This is a genomic window from Priestia sp. FSL W8-0001, from assembly GCF_038050335.1.
Taxonomy (GTDB): domain Bacteria; phylum Bacillota; class Bacilli; order Bacillales; family Bacillaceae_H; genus Priestia; species Priestia flexa.
In genome coordinates this window covers 197330-215000 of record NZ_JBBPAL010000001.1, presented here as the reverse complement: position 1 = coordinate 215000, position 17671 = coordinate 197330, and the positions used below count along the sequence as shown (strand labels likewise).

The 17671-nt window shown below is 39.1% G+C and carries 19 protein-coding genes, 11 tRNA genes and 1 rRNA gene (1 of these 31 only partly in view); 2 read left to right on the top strand and 29 right to left on the bottom strand.

Going from position 1 to position 17671, the window contains the following annotated elements; all coding sequences use genetic code 11:
- The 13 genes from MKZ18_RS01250 to MKZ18_RS01190 all read right to left on the bottom strand — a co-directional run.
- A 16S ribosomal RNA gene (locus MKZ18_RS01250) occupies window positions 1–1197 on the bottom strand; it reaches 356 nt to the left of the window's first position.
- A gap of 83 nt (window positions 1198–1280) precedes the next feature.
- Window positions 1281–1354 (bottom strand) — tRNA-Gly (locus MKZ18_RS01245).
- 3 nt (window positions 1355–1357) lie between these two features.
- Window positions 1358–1434: transfer RNA gene (locus MKZ18_RS01240), tRNA-Arg, on the bottom strand.
- Window positions 1435–1514: 80 nt separating this feature from the next.
- Window positions 1515–1601, bottom strand: a tRNA-Leu gene (locus MKZ18_RS01235).
- A 26-nt stretch (window positions 1602–1627) separates the two neighbouring features.
- A tRNA-Leu gene (locus tag MKZ18_RS01230) sits at window positions 1628–1710 on the bottom strand.
- A gap of 16 nt (window positions 1711–1726) precedes the next feature.
- Window positions 1727–1802 (bottom strand) — tRNA-Lys (locus tag MKZ18_RS01225).
- A 4-nt stretch (window positions 1803–1806) separates the two neighbouring features.
- Window positions 1807–1881, bottom strand: a tRNA-Gln gene (locus tag MKZ18_RS01220).
- 12 nt (window positions 1882–1893) lie between these two features.
- Window positions 1894–1969, bottom strand: a tRNA-Asp gene (locus MKZ18_RS01215).
- Window positions 1970–1998: 29 nt separating this feature from the next.
- A tRNA-Val gene (locus MKZ18_RS01210) sits at window positions 1999–2071 on the bottom strand.
- Window positions 2072–2107: 36 nt separating this feature from the next.
- Window positions 2108–2179, bottom strand: a tRNA-Glu gene (locus MKZ18_RS01205).
- 9 nt (window positions 2180–2188) lie between these two features.
- A tRNA-Ser gene (locus tag MKZ18_RS01200) sits at window positions 2189–2279 on the bottom strand.
- Between the two features lie 7 nt (window positions 2280–2286).
- Window positions 2287–2361: transfer RNA gene (locus MKZ18_RS01195), tRNA-Asn, on the bottom strand.
- A gap of 126 nt (window positions 2362–2487) precedes the next feature.
- Entirely contained in the window at window positions 2488–2946 is a 459-nt protein-coding gene (locus MKZ18_RS01190) for a SprT family protein (protein WP_025910616.1), read from the bottom strand.
- 97 nt (window positions 2947–3043) lie between these two features.
- Between MKZ18_RS01190 and cmpA the strand changes: the two genes are divergently transcribed.
- On the top strand, window positions 3044–3163 hold the full coding sequence (gene cmpA / locus MKZ18_RS01185) for a cortex morphogenetic protein CmpA (RefSeq protein ID WP_100346445.1): 120 nt from the start codon (window positions 3044–3046) through the stop codon (window positions 3161–3163).
- A 62-nt stretch (window positions 3164–3225) separates the two neighbouring features.
- On the opposite strand, the gene MKZ18_RS01180 is transcribed toward cmpA, so the two are convergent.
- The 14 genes from MKZ18_RS01180 to acpS form a co-directional block, all read right to left on the bottom strand.
- On the bottom strand, window positions 3226–5373 hold the full coding sequence (locus MKZ18_RS01180) for a Tex family protein (RefSeq protein WP_076513569.1): 2148 nt from the start codon (window positions 5371–5373) through the stop codon (window positions 3226–3228).
- A 118-nt stretch (window positions 5374–5491) separates the two neighbouring features.
- Window positions 5492–6103, bottom strand: a complete 612-nt coding sequence (locus MKZ18_RS01175) for a PP2C family serine/threonine-protein phosphatase (RefSeq protein WP_025910614.1) — start codon at window positions 6101–6103, stop codon at window positions 5492–5494.
- The gene (gene sigB / locus MKZ18_RS01170; protein ID WP_025910613.1) at window positions 6100–6894 is read right to left on the bottom strand and encodes an RNA polymerase sigma factor SigB; all 795 of its coding nucleotides are present in this window, start codon (window positions 6892–6894) and stop codon (window positions 6100–6102) included. The genes MKZ18_RS01175 and sigB overlap by 4 nt, the downstream gene beginning before the upstream one ends.
- Entirely contained in the window at window positions 6860–7345 is a 486-nt protein-coding gene (gene rsbW / locus MKZ18_RS01165) for an anti-sigma B factor RsbW (RefSeq protein ID WP_061785866.1), read from the bottom strand. The genes sigB and rsbW overlap by 35 nt, the downstream gene beginning before the upstream one ends.
- Window positions 7342–7674, bottom strand: a complete 333-nt coding sequence (locus MKZ18_RS01160) for an anti-sigma factor antagonist (protein ID WP_025910611.1) — start codon at window positions 7672–7674, stop codon at window positions 7342–7344. Before MKZ18_RS01160 ends, rsbW begins: the two co-directional genes overlap by 4 nt.
- A gap of 62 nt (window positions 7675–7736) precedes the next feature.
- Window positions 7737–8750, bottom strand: coding sequence for a PP2C family protein-serine/threonine phosphatase (locus MKZ18_RS01155; RefSeq protein ID WP_025910610.1), 1014 nt, complete (start codon window positions 8748–8750; stop codon window positions 7737–7739).
- Between the two features lie 11 nt (window positions 8751–8761).
- Window positions 8762–9163, bottom strand: a complete 402-nt coding sequence (locus MKZ18_RS01150) for an anti-sigma regulatory factor (RefSeq protein WP_025910609.1) — start codon at window positions 9161–9163, stop codon at window positions 8762–8764.
- Between the two features lie 3 nt (window positions 9164–9166).
- Window positions 9167–9529: an STAS domain-containing protein gene (locus MKZ18_RS01145; protein WP_035321022.1), complete on the bottom strand. Its 363-nt coding sequence runs from the start codon at window positions 9527–9529 to the stop codon at window positions 9167–9169.
- Window positions 9526–10362 carry an RsbT co-antagonist protein RsbRA gene (locus MKZ18_RS01140; RefSeq protein WP_025910607.1) on the bottom strand — a complete coding sequence of 279 codons (837 nt, stop codon included), beginning with the start codon at window positions 10360–10362 and terminating at the stop codon, window positions 9526–9528. Before MKZ18_RS01140 ends, MKZ18_RS01145 begins: the two co-directional genes overlap by 4 nt.
- A 173-nt stretch (window positions 10363–10535) precedes the next feature.
- Window positions 10536–10886, bottom strand: coding sequence for a type II toxin-antitoxin system PemK/MazF family toxin (locus tag MKZ18_RS01135; RefSeq protein ID WP_025910606.1), 351 nt, complete (start codon window positions 10884–10886; stop codon window positions 10536–10538).
- A 4-nt stretch (window positions 10887–10890) separates the two neighbouring features.
- The gene (locus tag MKZ18_RS01130) at window positions 10891–11172 is read right to left on the bottom strand and encodes a CopG family ribbon-helix-helix protein (protein ID WP_025910605.1); all 282 of its coding nucleotides are present in this window, start codon (window positions 11170–11172) and stop codon (window positions 10891–10893) included.
- Window positions 11173–11349: 177 nt separating this feature from the next.
- A complete protein-coding gene (alr, locus tag MKZ18_RS01125; protein WP_163070557.1) occupies window positions 11350–12522 on the bottom strand; it encodes an alanine racemase in 1173 nt (390 codons plus the stop codon).
- Between the two features lie 189 nt (window positions 12523–12711).
- Window positions 12712–13728 carry a LolA family protein gene (locus tag MKZ18_RS01120; RefSeq protein WP_025910603.1) on the bottom strand — a complete coding sequence of 339 codons (1017 nt, stop codon included), beginning with the start codon at window positions 13726–13728 and terminating at the stop codon, window positions 12712–12714.
- A gap of 113 nt (window positions 13729–13841) precedes the next feature.
- Window positions 13842–14210, bottom strand: coding sequence for a holo-ACP synthase (acpS, locus tag MKZ18_RS01115; RefSeq protein ID WP_025910601.1), 369 nt, complete (start codon window positions 14208–14210; stop codon window positions 13842–13844).
- Between the two features lie 91 nt (window positions 14211–14301).
- On the opposite strand from acpS, the gene MKZ18_RS01110 reads away from it, so the two are divergent.
- Window positions 14302–14895 (top strand): rhomboid family intramembrane serine protease, encoded by a 594-nt coding sequence (locus tag MKZ18_RS01110; protein ID WP_283880482.1) that lies wholly within the window; start codon window positions 14302–14304, stop codon window positions 14893–14895.
- A gap of 35 nt (window positions 14896–14930) precedes the next feature.
- Here the strand turns inward: MKZ18_RS01110 and uvsE are convergent, their stop codons facing one another.
- Both uvsE and MKZ18_RS01100 read right to left on the bottom strand, forming a co-directional pair.
- The gene (gene uvsE / locus MKZ18_RS01105; RefSeq protein ID WP_076513561.1) at window positions 14931–15899 is read right to left on the bottom strand and encodes a UV DNA damage repair endonuclease UvsE; all 969 of its coding nucleotides are present in this window, start codon (window positions 15897–15899) and stop codon (window positions 14931–14933) included.
- A 74-nt stretch (window positions 15900–15973) separates the two neighbouring features.
- Window positions 15974–17482, bottom strand: coding sequence for a DEAD/DEAH box helicase (locus MKZ18_RS01100; protein WP_025910595.1), 1509 nt, complete (start codon window positions 17480–17482; stop codon window positions 15974–15976).
- Window positions 17483–17671: the final 189 nt, after the last annotated feature.

Below are 17671 nucleotides of genomic sequence, written 5' to 3'. Positions count from 1 at the left end.
CCCCACCTTCCTCCGGTTTGTCACCGGCAGTCACCTTAGAGTGCCCAACTAAATGCTGGCAACTAAGATCAAGGGTTGCGCTCGTTGCGGGACTTAACCCAACATCTCACGACACGAGCTGACGACAACCATGCACCACCTGTCACTCTGTCCCCCGAAGGGGAACGCTCTATCTCTAGAGTTGTCAGAGGATGTCAAGACCTGGTAAGGTTCTTCGCGTTGCTTCGAATTAAACCACATGCTCCACCGCTTGTGCGGGCCCCCGTCAATTCCTTTGAGTTTCAGTCTTGCGACCGTACTCCCCAGGCGGAGTGCTTAATGCGTTAGCTGCAGCACTAAAGGGCGGAAACCCTCTAACACTTAGCACTCATCGTTTACGGCGTGGACTACCAGGGTATCTAATCCTGTTTGCTCCCCACGCTTTCGCGCCTCAGCGTCAGTTACAGACCAAAAAGCCGCCTTCGCCACTGGTGTTCCTCCACATCTCTACGCATTTCACCGCTACACGTGGAATTCCGCTTTTCTCTTCTGCACTCAAGTTCCCCAGTTTCCAATGACCCTCCACGGTTGAGCCGTGGGCTTTCACATCAGACTTAAGAAACCGCCTGCGCGCGCTTTACGCCCAATAATTCCGGATAACGCTTGCCACCTACGTATTACCGCGGCTGCTGGCACGTAGTTAGCCGTGGCTTTCTGGTTAGGTACCGTCAAGGTACAAGCAGTTACTCTTGTACTTGTTCTTCCCTAACAACAGAGTTTTACGACCCGAAAGCCTTCATCACTCACGCGGCGTTGCTCCGTCAGACTTTCGTCCATTGCGGAAGATTCCCTACTGCTGCCTCCCGTAGGAGTCTGGGCCGTGTCTCAGTCCCAGTGTGGCCGATCACCCTCTCAGGTCGGCTATGCATCGTTGCCTTGGTGAGCCGTTACCTCACCAACTAGCTAATGCACCGCGGGCCCATCTGTAAGTGATAGCCGAAACCATCTTTCAATTTTCTCTTATGCAAGAGAAAATGTTATCCGGTATTAGCTCCGGTTTCCCGGAGTTATCCCAGTCTTACAGGCAGGTTGCCCACGTGTTACTCACCCGTCCGCCGCTAACGTCATAGAAGCAAGCTTCTAATCAGTTCGCTCGACTTGCATGTATTAGGCACGCCGCCAGCGTTCATCCTGAGCCAGGATCAAACTCTCCGAAGAAATGTTTGACTTGCTCATAAAAGTTTAAAAAATTAACGTTGACGTTTGTCGCTTTGTTCAGTTTTCAAAGTTCAATTTGGTAATGGAGCGGGTGATGAGAATCGAACTCACGACATCAGCTTGGAAGGCTGAGGTTTTACCATTAAACTACACCCGCATATGGCGCGCCCGAGAGGAGTCGAACCCCTAACCTTTTGATCCGTAGTCAAACGCTCTATCCAATTGAGCTACGGGCGCATTATTTTCTATCGCTTCGTTAGCGACTTAACTATCTTATCATCTCTATTTGTTAGTGTCAATACCTTTTTTTGTTTTTTTGGTGCGGCCGAGAGGACTTGAACCTCCACGGGTTATTCACCCACTAGGCCCTCAACCTAGCGCGTCTGCCATTCCGCCACGACCGCTTAATAAAAAAGGTTAAAGATAAAAGTGCGGGTGAAGGGACTTGAACCCCCACGTCATAAAGACACTAGATCCTAAGTCTAGCGCGTCTGCCAATTCCGCCACACCCGCGTGTGTGTATTTAAAATGGTGAGCCATGAAGGACTCGAACCTTCGACCCTCTGATTAAAAGTCAGATGCTCTACCAACTGAGCTAATGGCTCTTGATGGCTGGGCTAGCTGGATTCGAACCAACGCATGACGGAGTCAAAGTCCGTTGCCTTACCGCTTGGCTATAGCCCAATCAAAAAGAAATGGCGGTCCCGACGGGAATCGAACCCGCGATCTCCTGCGTGACAGGCAGGCATGTTAACCGCTACACCACGGGACCATCCATACAGATGATATACAAACAAAATATGGAGGATGACGGGATCGAACCGCCGACCCCCTGCTTGTAAGGCAGGTGCTCTCCCAGCTGAGCTAATCCTCCGGAATTAAATCATAAATTATTCAAGCAAATATAATATGACCCGTACGGGATTCGAACCCGTGTTACCGCCGTGAAAGGGCGGTGTCTTAACCACTTGACCAACGGGCCATTATAAAATGGCGGAGAAGGAGGGATTTGAACCCTCGCGCCGCTTACACGACCTACACCCTTAGCAGGGGCGCCTCTTCAGCCTCTTGAGTACTTCCCCGTTATAATGGCTCCACAGGTAGGACTCGAACCTACGACCGATCGGTTAACAGCCGATTGCTCTACCACTGAGCTACTGTGGAATAGTGTTATCAGACTCATTAAAATTTACTATATTTTGACTTATTTGTCAATGTTTTTTCAAAAAATATTCAAGCACTTTTGAGTGCTTTATAAATTTATCATATGCCTTTTCCATAGTCAAGGGCTTACTCTAATTTTTTTAACATTCCACCGCAATAACCACAGAGATACTTTTGGAGATGAATCTTTCTTTTCCTTGTATATTTAATCTTACAACCAGTGCATTGATAAAGATGTACTGGACTATTTTGCTTTTTTGCTATGTTTTTTGCAAGTGGCTTGCAAAACCTAGGGGCACCTACTTCTTTCATTAATTGGCGAAAGTCTCGATCTCGATGTCCATATCCTTTGCCTTCTAAATGCAAATGGTAATGACATAGCTCATGTTTAATAATGTTAATAACCTCTTCTTGACCATGTTCTTCATAGTGACCATAGTTGATTTCAATATTAGAGTTATGAACAAGGTACCTTCCACCTGTTGCTCTTAGTCGTCTATTAAAATAAGCTTTATGTAAAAAAGGTTTGTGAAAAAATTTCATTGATATTTCTTCTACTAATTGTTGTAGTTCGTTGTTCTCCATTTTATTTCCTCCTTGTTATCACCTGACTAGCATGCATTGCATACATTTAATATTACATTATTTTTTATACATTTATATAAAAGGAGCGAATGCTGTGATGCCGATGTGGTTACAAAGACAAATGCAGCGTGCTTACTTACAGAGAGATTGTGCACAGATTCGACTATTAAACCAATGCTGGTTTTTTTACCGTAAAAACCACTCTTCAATGGACTAACCCCTACAATCCAATAGAAAAATCGCCCTGACATTAATGTCAGAGCAATTTTTCTGATGGATTTAGAAAGTAGCTTGTGGCGAAATCATTGTTAATGAAACTCTCCCTTTAGCAACATCTACACCTTCTACCCAAACAGTTACCACATCTCCGACAGAAACAACATCTAGCGGGTGTTTTACATACTTGGTTGTTAATTTTGAAATATGAACCAACCCGTCCTGCTTTACACCGATATCTATAAACGCACCAAAATCCACCACATTGCGTACGGTTCCTTCAAGTTGAAGACCTTTCGATAAATCCTCCAGTTGCAAAATATCTTTTTTCAAGAGCGGCTTTGGCAAATCGTCCCTAGGGTCTCTCCCTGGCTGTACTAGCGCTTGAATAATATCTTTTAAAGTAAACTCTCCAACTCCTAGCTCTTCTGAAAGATCAGAAATAGATAAGCTATTTAATGCTTCTTTTAATTCATCTGTTCCAAGATAATCATAAGTTAAATTCACCTTATCTAGCAATTCATTCACGTAACCATAGCTCTCAGGATGAATACTCGTTTGATCTAGCGGCTCTTGGCCATCAATAATTCGCAGGAAGCCAATACATTGTTCATATGTTTTAGCACCTAATCTCGGAATCTTTTTCAGTTCCTTTCGGCTTTTCAGCTTGCCATTTTCTTCTCGATAACGAATAATATTTTGAGCGACCGTCTTATTAAGACCTGACACATATTGAAGCAAAGAAGAAGAAGCCGTATTTACATTCACTCCCACCTGGTTTACTACTGTTTCCACCACGAACGTTAATGAATCATTTAGCTGCTTTTGAGAAACATCATGCTGATATTGTCCAACACCAACTGATTTTGGATCGATTTTAACAAGTTCGGCAAGCGGATCTTGTAACCTTCTCCCAATTGAGACTGCACTTCTTTCTTCCACCTGAAAGTTTGGGAACTCGTCCCTAGCGATGTCAGAAGCAGAATAAACGCTAGCACCCGCTTCATTTACGATTAAATAAAAAATATTTCTAGATTGATGTTGCAAAATCTCCGCAATAAACTGTTCTGTCTCTCTAGAAGCTGTACCGTTTCCGATTGCTACCATTTCAATTGAAAATTTTTCAATGATTTCAGTTACTTGCTTTACACTTTCTACTTTTTTATTAACAGGAGGATGCGGGTAAATAACATCAATCTTGAGCACTTTTCCTGTTTCATCAATAACTGCCAGCTTACACCCAGTTCGATACGCAGGATCTACAGCCAGGACAACCTTTCCTTTTAGAGGCGGTTGAAGAAGTAGCTTTCTCAAATTCTCGGAAAAGATATGTATAGCCTGTGCTTCAGCTCTCTCTGTTAGCTCTTTTCGAATCTCTCGTTCGATAGCAGGAGCAATTAGCCGCTTATATGCATCTGTAATCGCTTCTTCTACTAATGAGACAACAGACGATTTCGTATTTTTAACAAATCCTTTTTGTATGTATCTAAAAATGCCTTCTGTAGATACGTTAATGGATACTTTTAATATCCCGTCTTTTTCCCCTCTATTCATAGCTAACACGCGATGAGGAACAATCTTGCTTACAGATTCCTTATACTCATAATACATTTCATATACATTTTTTTCATCTTTTTCATGAGCTCTAGCTTCGGTTTCAATAACGCCATGTTTAAACGTATAGTCTCGAATCCACTGACGATAGGAAGGCTCGTCAGATATAATCTCCGCGATGATATCTTGAGCACCCTGTACGGCATCCTCCACGCTATCGACACCTTTTTCCGTAGATATGTATAGCTGTGCTTTCTCTTTAACTGCTTCTAAAGGAAATGTTAAAATCCATTGAGCAAAAGGCTCTAATCCTTTTTCTTTTGCAACAGTTGCTTTAGTTCTTCGCTTTTGTTTATAAGGTCTATATAAATCTTCCACTTGCTGTAACTTTGTTGCTTTTGCAATACTTGTAGCCAGCTCATCCGTTAGCTTTCCTTGCTCTTCAATCAAGCGGATAACTTCTTCTTTTCGGGTATTTAAGTTCGTTAAGTATGTCCACTCGTCTAAGATTGCTCGAATTTGCACTTCATCAAGAGATCCTGTTTGTTCCTTACGGTAACGAGCAATAAACGGAACTGTATTTCCCGCTTCAATTAAATTTATTACATTCTTTACTTGCTTTAAAGGAAGGTTTACTTGATCACTTACATGCTTCATTACATCAGTTGTTTGCACTTTTGCTATGGCCGTCAACTCAATCTCTCCTAGCAATGTTTTCTTTTAATTGTAACAAAACTCACATGTATTAGCACATGTGAGTTAAAGTTTTACATCATTAATTTGTTTGTAGCTCTCCCAATATGAATGTTACATCGTCTTTGTGAGAAGATAGTTTCGCTTTCAGTTGAGCGGATAATTGCTCTATGTTCATCCGAGAACTAAAAAAGGCTCTAACTTCTTTTAAATCTAATCCATCCGTATGAATTAAAAACTGAGAGTTCGGTTCATATGGAAAAGTCTGAACCTGAATTTTTTGTTTTCGACCTGATAAAAACCCTTTTACAGGTAAAGGATACGTAAGATTTCCGTCTGGGGCATATAGATAAAAACGAATATTACCTACGTTCGTGTACGAAAAATGCCCGCTGCGTTTATCAAACTTCAATAGAGCAACAGCGGCTCCTCTCGTCCCTTTAGTCACATCATTACACAGCATCATTAAATCATCAAGCTCAAGATTATGATTTTGCTTCGCAGTTTGAATGACAGCATCGGACGCTATTTTTGCATGTTCACCGCTTCCTAACCCATCCGCAATGGCACATAAGAAATAATCGCTAGTTTCTTTGATATAAAAGCCGTCACCACAACAGGTGTTTCCATCTTTAGGTGTTTGATGAGTGGCTGTTTTTATGAAAGATTGATTAGCAGATATACGATTCGTCACTTTTTATACTCCGCTTCGGTTAAGTCTGTTCGAGCCGCATTTCGAAGCTTATCAAGAGCTCTTCTCTGAAGACGCGACACATGCATTTGAGAAATACCTAATTTCTCACCAGCTTCTTTTTGACTCAGGTTCTCAATGAAGGTATAGCGAATGACTTCTCTTTCTCGCTCGCTTAAAACATGTAAAATCTTCTCCAAGACCAATCTTTGGTCGGTTTTCTCATAGCCTGCTTCTTTTTCACCAACTAAATCTAGAATAGTTACGGTACTGCCATCAGAATCCGCTTCAATGGAGTGGTCAACAGAGAGCGCTTGGTAGCTTTGCCCCATTTCCATCGTCTCTAAAACTTCTTCTTCCGTGACTCCAATATAATCAGCAATCTCTTGCACTTGAGGAGAGCGCTGTAATTGGGTTGTCAACTCTTCAACAGCTGCTTTAATTTTCGGACCTAATTCTTTAATTCGACGAGGAACATGCACGCTCCACGTTTTGTCACGTAAGAATCGTTTTATCTCACCAATGATTGTCGGAACAGCAAACGACTCAAAGCTTCTTCCAAACGAAGGATCATATCTACGAATTGCACCTAAAAGGCCTAACATACCAACTTGCACAATATCCTCATGCAAACTTCGGCCTTTTGAATAACGACGGGCAATCGATTCAACAAGATTTTTATAGTGAATAACGAGCTCACTTTGTGCTTCTTCATCTTGGAATTTTTGAAAACGCTCAATTCGTTCCTGAACTTGTTCTTTAGTTAATTTCATAGGTTGAGACTGTGTTTTCATCACTCTCCACCTGCTCTCTTTGCAAATACTTTGTCATCATGAGGGTAACACCTTTAGAATTCATCATTTTCACTTCATCCATGAGCGTCTCAATTAAATATAAGCCTAATCCACCTTCTGGCAGCATCTCAACTTCTTTCGCTGTCTCGTAAGGCCCGATTTTCTCTTTTAATTCTTCAAAGTTAAAGCTTTCACCTTTATCAACCACCATAATTTCTAAGCGGTCAGAAAAAAGGCCAAAACCTACCTTAACTTCACCATTTTCATCTTCTTTGTAAGCATGCTGAACAGCATTCGTACACGCTTCACTTATTGCAATCTTCATGTCTTCAATATCATCATAAGAGAAGCCCATACGGTTTGCCACTCCTGACAAAGTTAGGCGAATGATTGCGACATAATCTGGCTTAGCTGGAATTTTCATCTCAACGAAATCATACGGTTGCTTCATTTCACGCCACCTTCTACCTGTGAATTCACATTTAAAATATCCGTCAATCCTGTAATATCAAATAATCTCTTTAAACGCTCAGACACACCAACAAACTTTAATGAACCGTTATGCTTTTTAATTGCTTTTAAAAGTGCAATAAAAACACCAAGACCTGTACTGTCCATATATGAAACGTCTGTCAAATCAATTGTGATTCTAACATCGTCTTGTTCTGCTATCTCCATAAATTTCTCTTTTAAATTCGGAGCTGTATATGCATCAATTTCGCCAGCCAACGTAATACGATATTCCTGACCAGCATCTTGAACATCAATCTTTAAATTCATCGTATCTATAAACCCCCTCAGTTTTCATAAACTATACATTCTTTACCCTTCATTCTTTCTAGTTAAACTGCTTTTTTTAAAATAATAAGGGTAAAATCGTCTCGAAGCTGAAACTCTTGTAGTTTTTCTAATTCTTTAAAAACTGCCTCAACAATTTCTTGAGGTGTCAAATGCATGTATTTACGAATTAGTTTTATAATGTCCAACCTTTCCAAAAATCCTGCTTCAGTTCGACATTCTGTTACTCCATCCGTTAATAAGATAATCATATCATCTTTGTGAAGCTCTTTTTCATACTGTGAGTACTTCACATGACGATCTACACCTAGAACTAGACCTCTTGCTTCTAAATCATGAAATGTATCAGTTGAAGCTTCATAATAGAATCCTGGTTCATGACCGGCTGATGCGTAGGTAAACAAGTTGTTAGCAGGATGGTACGTACCATAAAACATTGTAATGAACATACTCGGATCCACGTTGCGCTCTACAATATTATTCAGGTTTTCAAGCACATAGCTTGGATTTTTCCGAGAATCCGGTAAGCTATCCATCGCATACTTAATCATCGACATGCACATCGCAGCCGGTATTCCTTTACCAATTACATCTGCAATCGCAATGCTAACACCACCGTTGTCTTCATCCACGAAATGAAAATAATCACCGTTCATCTGCTTGGCTGGTACGCTCACTGCGCCAATCTCTAAAGTATCCACATTATCCGGAATATTTGTTCCCAATAAATTTTGCTGAACATTTGCAGCAACTTCAATCTCTGACCGAAGCTCTCTCTGCTTACTTTTTAACGTTTGATGTTCACGTAACGCTAATCCATAGCTAATCATAACCTCTAATAAAAAATCTAATGAATGCAATACTTTCTCTGGAATATCAGAATAAATCTCTTCAATTACCTCTTTATGAATACTAACGATGTCTTCTGGCGATATTTCATTTTCTAAAGATTTGCGACTTAGCTTTTGTCCTTGGTATAAAACTTGCTCATCTTGCGTTTGAATATAATTCCCCAAAATATCCCTATATAGCTGTTTCATCTCTTTATCAAAAGACATTTATTCTCCTCCTAGCGGAGCCACTTAATTGCTTTGATTTCAGTACCGTCTCCTACATTTGATTCAATTGAAAACTCATCCATGAGACGTTTCACTCCTGGTAAACCTGCACCTAATCCTCCAGATGTAGAATATCCATCTTCCATCACTTTGCGAATGTCAGGAATACCTGGCCCTTCATCTGTAGCAATAATTAAAAGTCCTCGTGTAGTTGAACGATCCAATTTTTCAATATGAATCTGTCCTTTCCCCGCGTATAAATAAATATTACGTGCTAATTCAGAGATGGCTGTTGTAATACGCGCTTGATCTACAGTTCCAAATCCTAAATCCTTGGAAACATTTCTACCTAGCTGACGCGCCGCCACAATATCCCACTCCGTTACAATTTTTACACTGGATTGGAATTCCATCTATTATTCCCCCAGTTCCGATTGGAGTTTCTCAAGACCTTTTTCCAAGTCAAGCGCAGTAAAAACATCATTTAATCCAATACCTAGTTCCACTAAGGTAATAGCAACAGCGGGTTGAATTCCTGTTAAAACAACACGTGCCCCCATTAAACTGGACATGCTAACTACATCACCTAACACTTTAGCAATAAATGAGTCAATCATATCAATGGATGTTAAATCGATTACTACGCCTTTTGCTCCAGTTTGGTGTATTTTACTTAGTAAATCTTCTTGAAATTGAATAGCTGTGTGATCATCAAGCTCCCATTGAATCGAGACCAGTAAGTAGTCATATAATTTTAAGATCGGTATTCTCACGTTCATTCCCCCGATTCCATATCGATAATTTGACGGTTAGTCATTTCTAACGCAAATTCGATTCCTTTCTTCAACGAGTTCTTCGTAATTAGCTCATTTAAATTGATTCCCAAATTAACAATTGTTTGTGCAATTTCAGGGCGAATCCCTACTAATAAACATTTTGCTCCTACTAATCGTACAGCCTCAGCAGCTTGTATAATATGATGAGCTACCATTGTATCAACTACCGGCACTCCTGTAATATCGATTAAAACCACTTCTGAGCGATGCTTAACAACGCCTTGTAGAAGGTTTTCCATAATTTTTCTTGCACGCTCTGTATCGATTGTCCCCACGAGGGGCATAACTGTTATTTTATCAAATACCGGAATTAGCGGCGCTGATAATTCTTGTAAAGCTACTTTTTGTAGCATAACCGTATTTTCCCATGAACTTGAATATTGCTCTACTATCTTGTTATAAACAGGACTAAGCCATTTATCAAAATGATAAAAGATTTCCGAGTGTGCTTCTTTGTTCGAAGATCCTTCGTTTAGATACCCTTCCACAACAACATGTCCTAACTCACGCAAGCCTTGCGTTAGGTATCCAAGTGGCCATCCTAGCTTGACAACTTTTTCTACAATATCTTCGAGTTCATTTGAAAACTCATTTAAAGAACGAAATGCATTCGATAAAACTACATTCACAAAATTTGAACTAACGTTTACATAAACTTGTTCCGATACAACACTTTTAATTCGACCCGTTTCAATATCATTCATTGTAACAAGCCAACGTTCAAATATATCCGCTTTAGATTGTTGAATATACTCAAATAACTTCTCTTGATTCATGAGCTCCTCCTTGTAAGAAATCACATTTCTTTATGCTATTTAGCTATTTTTTACCATATTTAATAAACCCATTAAATAGATTTCTTCTTTCAATATACGTTTACTAGTTATTCTTCGTCAAATTAAAAAAGTTGCCCTTAAAGGAGCAACTTAGTATAAATGGAAGTATAATTCTAAAAGTCGATAAGTCCTACACTGATTTGCAAGGCATCATCCACTCTGTCCATCATTTCATCATCTAAATGGGTGATTTTATCAGTTAGTCGCTGTTTGTCAATTGTTCGAATTTGCTCTAGCAAAATAACTGAATCGCGCTCAAACCCATACTTTTTCGCATTAATTTCTACATGCGTAGGCAACTTTGCCTTTTGAATTTGAGCAGTAATTGCAGCAACAATGACAGTCGGACTAAACCGATTTCCAATATCATTTTGGATGACAAGTACAGGGCGAACGCCTCCTTGTTCTGAGCCAACAACAGGAGATAGGTCAGCAAAATAAACGTCGCCGCGTTTGACTACCAAGACATTAACCCCCGCTGACTAAACGATCCACTGTGTGATTTGCTTCAGACTCAGCTAAAAAAGCTTCAGAAGCAATGTTTAAATTTATCTTTGCCATCTCCATATATCCGCGACGCATAGACTCGCGAATATGGCGTTTTTTTCGCTCACGAAGGTATAATTTCGTTGCTTGGTAAATAAATTCGCTTCTGTTACCATTTTCTTGTTTCACCATAAGGTCAAGTTCCGATACTAAATTTTTCGGCAATCTTACCAGGATTTCTGTAGTTGCGCTCGCTTCAGACACAAACATACACCTCCAACATCAATACACACACACCAATAGTCTCATCTTTCCTTATCATAACACTCATACGTATTAATGGAAAGTTAATTCTGTCAATTTCTACACTATTATTGTCAATCGACGCATTGTTTTATGCATAAATTTAATTTTTAAGCTGAATATTTATTAAATCCTACGTCAATTGTGTTCGTTCAACAAGTAGTTAGTAATATTCACTTGCTCTTGATTCTTCACAATCACCCTTGGTACACGAGCTGAAATCATACAAGGTACTTCGTAGTTAATAGTTTCCAAGTGCTGTGCTACTTGATCAATGGATATTTGTTCGTTGCCCTGCTTACCAATAAGCGTCACTTTTGTACCTACTGGATACTGCTCTGGAAGGCGTACCATTAGTTGATCCATACAAATACGTCCCACCACAGGAACTTTCTTTCCTTTAACAAGGATAGTAAAGTTATGAAGCTTTCGAATCCATCCGTCCGCGTAGCCAATTGGAACCGTTCCAATCCATTCTGCTTTCTCTGATTCATACGTAATACCATAGCTAATACCACTACCTGGCTCTACTTTTTTAACATGTACAAGTGTACTATGCAATGAAAAAGCTTCTTTTAAAGGGACAGAAATGATTTCCTTCATCTCTGGTGACGGGCTTAACCCATACATTGAAATCCCTAGTCTAGCAGCGGTAAACAAATTCTCAGGTTGCTGAAAAATAGCCGCACTGTTTGCACAGTGAACCAGAGGAGGATTAATTCCTAAAGACTGAATAAGCTGCACTACGCTTTGAAACCTGTGATATTGATTTTGAAAGTAAATTGAATTTAGTTCATCTGCCGTTGCAAAGTGAGTAAATACTCCCTCTACTTCCATAAAGGATTGTGATTTTAACAGTGTTGCTACTGCCTTGATCTCATCATCACTTCGTAAGCCTAGTCTTCCCATTCCAGTATCTATTTTCAAATGAATAGTTAACCTTCCATTATTAGCTTGGTCTGCAATTACTTCTTCTATCCATTGCTTACTATAAGCAGTTATCGTAACATTCCATTTAATAGCCTCTTTAACATAAAGAGACGGCACAGCTCCTAGTACTAAAATGGGGGCTTTAACCCCTTTCTGACGAAGTGAGATTGCTTCATCCAAAAATGCAACTGCTAACATATTAGCACCTGCTTGTAGTGCTAAGTCTGCTACTTCTACATCTCCGTGCCCATATGCATTTGCTTTCACTACAGCCATGAGCTTTTGATCCGGTTTTAATAACTTTTTAACTTCTTGAACATTATACAAAATTGCATCTGCATTAATTTCTGCCCATGTTTCTCGGTAAAATGCTTTAACCATTGTGACACTTCCTTTTTCAGAACCATTATAAACATATGCTACTTTGCTAGTATAATACATCCAAAATTAAAGTTCATTAGAAGGAAATAAAAATTAAACTAAACAGATTTGAATTTTCTCACAAATGAAACCAAATCCAATTAAGAAAACAAAAAAGACTCGCTATTCGCGAGCCTGTATTAAAAGTAGTTATTTGCCAAGCTGAGTTTGAACTGAATTCGCCACTTTACTCATCTCTTCAGACGTTAAGTTTTCTGAAGCAATCATAAAGTCAATTCCATCATAAGACCAAGAAAGCGTCTTATCCGTTAGTGCTCCAACTGTAAATCCTAAATCAAACGGCTCCCCAGCTGTTAAAGTAGCTGTAGAGGCTGCTGTTTCCGCTACTTTTGCTTTCTCTTGAACAAGCGTAAACGACTTTTCACCTTCATACTTTAAAACAATTCGCTCACCGTTTTCGCCTTCAACCTTTTTCTCCTCTGCTAGCTTAACGCCTTTTGGTAAGATTTCTGGATAAAGCACACCGAACTCATCAGATTTCTCTGTAGCCATTGTTGGAACATCAATTTTAGCCCCTGTCATGTTGCGTTTCGTATCAAATGCACCCTTATCAAACTTTGAATCAACTTGTACTTTTGAAAAATCCACTTCAATTAGTACCTTGTTGTCTGTATCCATAATTTTTACAGATACAGGCGTTAAATCCTTTTTATTTAGCTTAATTTCTTGTTTTGGCAACATCGTGCTATTTTGGTAATTTGTTTTTGTCTTAAATACATAATGTTTATCCGTCGACTTAAATTCTGCACTTTCATCCTGCACAATGTCTTGCACTAACGATTCATATAAATAAGCTTGGCTACTGTTTTGTGGCCAATCACTTTGGAAACGGAAGCTTTTGTTTAAGGCTGGTGTTAAGACAAAGACACCTTCATCGTTGCGCAAAATCATTTGACTTTGGTCTTTCTTCGTATTTTTTAAGTTTACACGATAATAGGTTGGCTTACTGTGCCAAATTTCAACGTCATATACTTGCGCGTCCTTGCCTGTATTTAGCTTCATTTCTGCTTCAGCTTTATACCCTTTCATATCTTCAATCTTAGCATCTAGTGCATCCGTTACGTCTTGCTGACTTTTTTCGCCACAAGCAGCCAATAGTAATAGTAAAAAGGCGCACGCGAATAACCCAATAAACTTTTTATGCATCTCCCCAACTCCTTTTATATCATGTCATACCTACATGTCGAGAGAAACAAGATACTACCTGTCTCCCTTGTCCGCAATATGAATATATGAAGTTGGGAATATGAATATGCAGACTAGCTTGACGAGCTTTCAATAATTACCTGTGTTACAACATAATGTTGACTGTGTGAAATGGAGACATGAATGTACTTGTTATCGCTTTTATTTAGCGTATAAAGCACTGGTTTTCCACTATGTTCATTTAGAACTTCAATATCTTGAAAACTTAAATCTTTTCCTATTCCTGTTCCTAATGCTTTAGAATAGGCCTCTTTCGCTGAAAAACGACCTGCCAGAAACTCAATCTGCCTTTTCCCTTGGAGTTTATCGTAGCTCGCCTTTTCATTTTTTGTTAAAATACGAGTAACAAACGAAGATTGTCTTTTTGCAAGCTTTTCAATTCGATCTAGCTCGGTAATATCCAGTCCAATCCCTTTAATCAATTGCTCTTCACACCCTTCTATCTTTTTGCATACTGCATAAAATAAAGAAATGCACCTAAAACAAACTATACTAATTTCCTTATGAAAGGAAGTGGTTGCGATTTTTGTTCGAACCGAAAGCTTTCGCGAATTCAGAACCTACTATCCAATTACATTTCTACTACTTTGTATTCATATACTCTTGTGGGCTTTATTTTTAATTCCTGCCCAACCTATTCAATCCTTATTTTATAACTTTGTTGGTTATAACGGTGCCATTGGCCAAGGAGAATATTGGCGCTTGGCAACATCCATGTTTCTACACAACAGCTTTGCTCATTTACTGTTTAACTCTTTTTCACTATTTTTATTTGCACCACGTTTAGAAAGAGAGCTATCACGCTATAAATTTCTTGGTTTTTATATCGCGTGTGGCTTATTAGCAAATGTACTTACTTTTATCATTCAGCCTGCTTACTATAGTCATGTAGGCGCATCAGGTGCAATCTTCGGCGTTTTCGGTGCCTATATTTACTTCATTCGAAACAAAACAATTTATTTTACAAAAAGCGATCAACAAATTGTCATTGTGCTCTTAATTATAGGGTTACTATCTGGATTTTTAAATAGCGGAGTAAATAACGTTGCTCATATCGGTGGCTTTATAAGCGGCTACCTATTAACAATTTTGTTTGCCCGTAAATAACAGGAGAACCGTTCTTTAAACGAACGGTTCTCTTGTTATTTTACAATAAACGTAGATCCATTTACTATTTCGATTCTTTCATATGTTTTTAAATCATTCATCAGCTGAAAGAGCGCTGCATCTTTTTGTTTTGCTTCAATCATGCAATCAATCTGTGGTATTGTCCCAGAAATTGATTGTAAAAATTGATAAAACTCTTCTGCATTTATGTAGTCTGCATGGGCACGAAAGTCTTTTGAGCTTTTTGGACTCGAGATGTGCATTTTCAATGGAAGCTTTTCTTGTTCCCACGTAGCAACAATTCTAGACCAATATTCTGTCCAATCAGGGTTTTCATGATTAGCTTGATGGTGATGCAAATCAAATATTAAAGGAATGTTCAATTTTTCGCAGAGGTATAATGCATCCTGAACAGAGAATGTTGTATCATCATTTTCAAGCATAATCATTTCTTGAATAGAATGAGGTACTAGTCCCCAGTTATGAATAAACTGCTCAAGCGCTTTTTCTTTGTCGTTATAAGCTCCTCCTACATGTAAAACACAGCGGTTTTTAGGTAATATCCCCATTCCTTTTAACAACTTTTTATGCATTTGAAGGGTTTCAAGGGAATGCTTTAAAATATCTTTATTTGTAGAGTTTAGCACAACAAAATGATCGGGATGAAAATCAACGCGCATCGGATTCCTCTCTAGGAACTGACGAATCTCAAGAATGACCGGCTTTAAAGCGTTCATGTAGTTCCAATCACTAATCTCTGGGTGATTGGCAAGGGGAATGAGTTTTGAACTAAGCCGAAAAAATTCCACTTCACTCCAAACATTATGCTTCAATAACCTTAAACAGTTTTCTAAGTTAGAAATAGAAATACGCTCTAATTTAGAAATAGCAGCTTCTCGGTTTTGAATTCGTTGAAACTGCGCAAAAGTCATCGTCTGAGACGGAGACGCATTCTGTAATTGAACACTCATTGCTACATATCCTAAGCGCACTAAAGTTGACATAGAAAACACCTCACTTTCCGTTTAGTATTTCCTGATGGCAAAAAAATAAGCGAGCCAATTGGCTCGCTTTTCTTTTATGCTTTTGTACGTGAATCTTTGCGGTTGTTTTGGCGATTTCCTTGACCACCGCTATTATTGCTACGGCGCTTATCTCCAAATCGCTTAGAGTTTCCACGACGGTTTTGTTGTGAATAGTTTTTAGAATTAGAGCGTGAACGACCACTGCCGTTGTTACCACCACGTCTGTTCTTATCACCTTTTCCAACAACAGGTGGTTCAGCTGTTAAGTTTACAGGCACATCGTTTGGCTCTTTTGTTGCTAACTTAAGTGCTGCTGCTACTAATGCTACAGATTCATTTTCTTCTAGTAGCTCTTCAGCTAATTGCTTATAGTAAGATAAGTTACCTGTTTTTACTGTTTCAACTAACTTATCTGCAGCAATACGCTGTTGACCTTCTAATGCTTCATCCAATGTTGGAGGTGTCATCCGATCCATTTTACGCTTAGTTGTGCGCTCAATGTTGTGTAATTGACCAGATTCTCTTGGTGTTACAAACGTCATCGCTGCACCCATTTTACCCGCACGACCTGTACGTCCAATACGGTGAACATAGCTTTCTGGATCTTGTGGAATATCAAAGTTATAAACGTGAGTTACGCCTGAAATATCTAGTCCACGAGCAGCTACATCTGTAGCAACTAACACGTCAATAGAACCTTCTTTAAATTGACGCAAAACAGATAGACGTTTTGCTTGCGTTAAATCACCATGGATTCCTTGAGCTGAATAGCCACGTACGTTTAGAGCTTCTGATAACTCGTCAACACGACGCTTTGTACGACCAAAAATAATAGCTAATTCTGGTGACTGCATATCTAAAAGACGTGTTAACACATCAAATTTACGTTTTTCTTGTACTTCAACGTAGTACTGTTGAATGTTTGGAACTGTTACTTCTTTTGCTTTTACTTTTACAACTTTAGGTTCGCTCATGAATTTTTCAGCAATGCGGCGGATTGGGTCAGGCATTGTTGCTGAGAATAATAGCGTTTGATGATTTTCAGGAACATTAGATAAGATTTTTTCAATATCTTCAATGAATCCCATATTTAACATTTCATCCGCTTCATCTAATACAACAGTGTGAACATCTTGTAAGCGAAGTGTACGACGGTTAATATGATCTAACATACGTCCTGGTGTTCCAACGATAATGTGAGGGCGTTTCTTTAGAGCGCGAATTTGACGGCTGATATCTTGACCACCGTAGATTGGTAAAACACGAACGCGTTTTGTTTGTCCAATCTTATAAAGTTCTTCAGATACCTGTACAGCAAGTTCACGTGTAGGTGCGATAATTAAACCTTGAATTGCATCAACGCTTGCATCTACTTTTTCGATAAGAGGAATACCGAATGCTGCTGTTTTACCAGTTCCTGTTTGTGCTTGTCCAATTAAATCATGACCTTGTAGCGCTAAAGGAATTGTTTCAGACTGGATTGGTGTAGCTTCCTCAAAACCCATTTTACTAACAGCGTTGTTTAGCTGTGGACTTAAACCTAACTCTTGAAATAATGCCAAATTTTTCAAACTCCTTCTATATTTAGACTATCTATATTTTACAAAAAAAAGCATTCCCCGATACCCGGAAAATGCTCTAAACGATTACTTAATGAAATCAACGTTTAGAGAATAAGCATCTCAAGACACTCAAACTACATCATAACACTATGAGTTTTTATTTGCAATAGAGCTTATTCTATTATTCGT

What these genes read in the sequence shown, in the direction of transcription:
- MKZ18_RS01190 (WP_025910616.1), bottom strand. Translation starts at nt 2,946, where the DNA reads ATGGAGAACAACGAACTACAACAATTAGTAGAAGAAATATCAATGAAA.
- alr (WP_163070557.1), bottom strand. Translation starts at nt 12,522, where the DNA reads ATGGTTAAAGCATTTTACCGAGAAACATGGGCAGAAATTAATGCAGAT.
- MKZ18_RS01155 (WP_025910610.1), bottom strand. Translation starts at nt 8,750, where the DNA reads ATGTCTTTTGATAAAGAGATGAAACAGCTATATAGGGATATTTTGGGG.
- MKZ18_RS01180 (WP_076513569.1), bottom strand. Translation starts at nt 5,373, where the DNA reads ATGAAGCATGTAAGTGATCAAGTAAACCTTCCTTTAAAGCAAGTAAAG.
- rsbW (WP_061785866.1), bottom strand. Translation starts at nt 7,345, where the DNA reads ATGAAGCAACCGTATGATTTCGTTGAGATGAAAATTCCAGCTAAGCCA.
- MKZ18_RS01160 (WP_025910611.1), bottom strand. Translation starts at nt 7,674, where the DNA reads ATGAATTTAAAGATTGATGTTCAAGATGCTGGTCAGGAATATCGTATT.
- MKZ18_RS01145 (WP_035321022.1), bottom strand. Translation starts at nt 9,529, where the DNA reads ATGAACGTGAGAATACCGATCTTAAAATTATATGACTACTTACTGGTC.
- MKZ18_RS01120 (WP_025910603.1), bottom strand. Translation starts at nt 13,728, where the DNA reads ATGCATAAAAAGTTTATTGGGTTATTCGCGTGCGCCTTTTTACTATTA.
- MKZ18_RS01140 (WP_025910607.1), bottom strand. Translation starts at nt 10,362, where the DNA reads ATGAATCAAGAGAAGTTATTTGAGTATATTCAACAATCTAAAGCGGAT.
- uvsE (WP_076513561.1), bottom strand. Translation starts at nt 15,899, where the DNA reads ATGTCAACTTTAGTGCGCTTAGGATATGTAGCAATGAGTGTTCAATTA.
- MKZ18_RS01150 (WP_025910609.1), bottom strand. Translation starts at nt 9,163, where the DNA reads ATGGAATTCCAATCCAGTGTAAAAATTGTAACGGAGTGGGATATTGTG.
- cmpA (WP_100346445.1), top strand. Translation starts at nt 3,044, where the DNA reads ATGCCGATGTGGTTACAAAGACAAATGCAGCGTGCTTACTTACAGAGA.
- sigB (WP_025910613.1), bottom strand. Translation starts at nt 6,894, where the DNA reads ATGAAAACACAGTCTCAACCTATGAAATTAACTAAAGAACAAGTTCAG.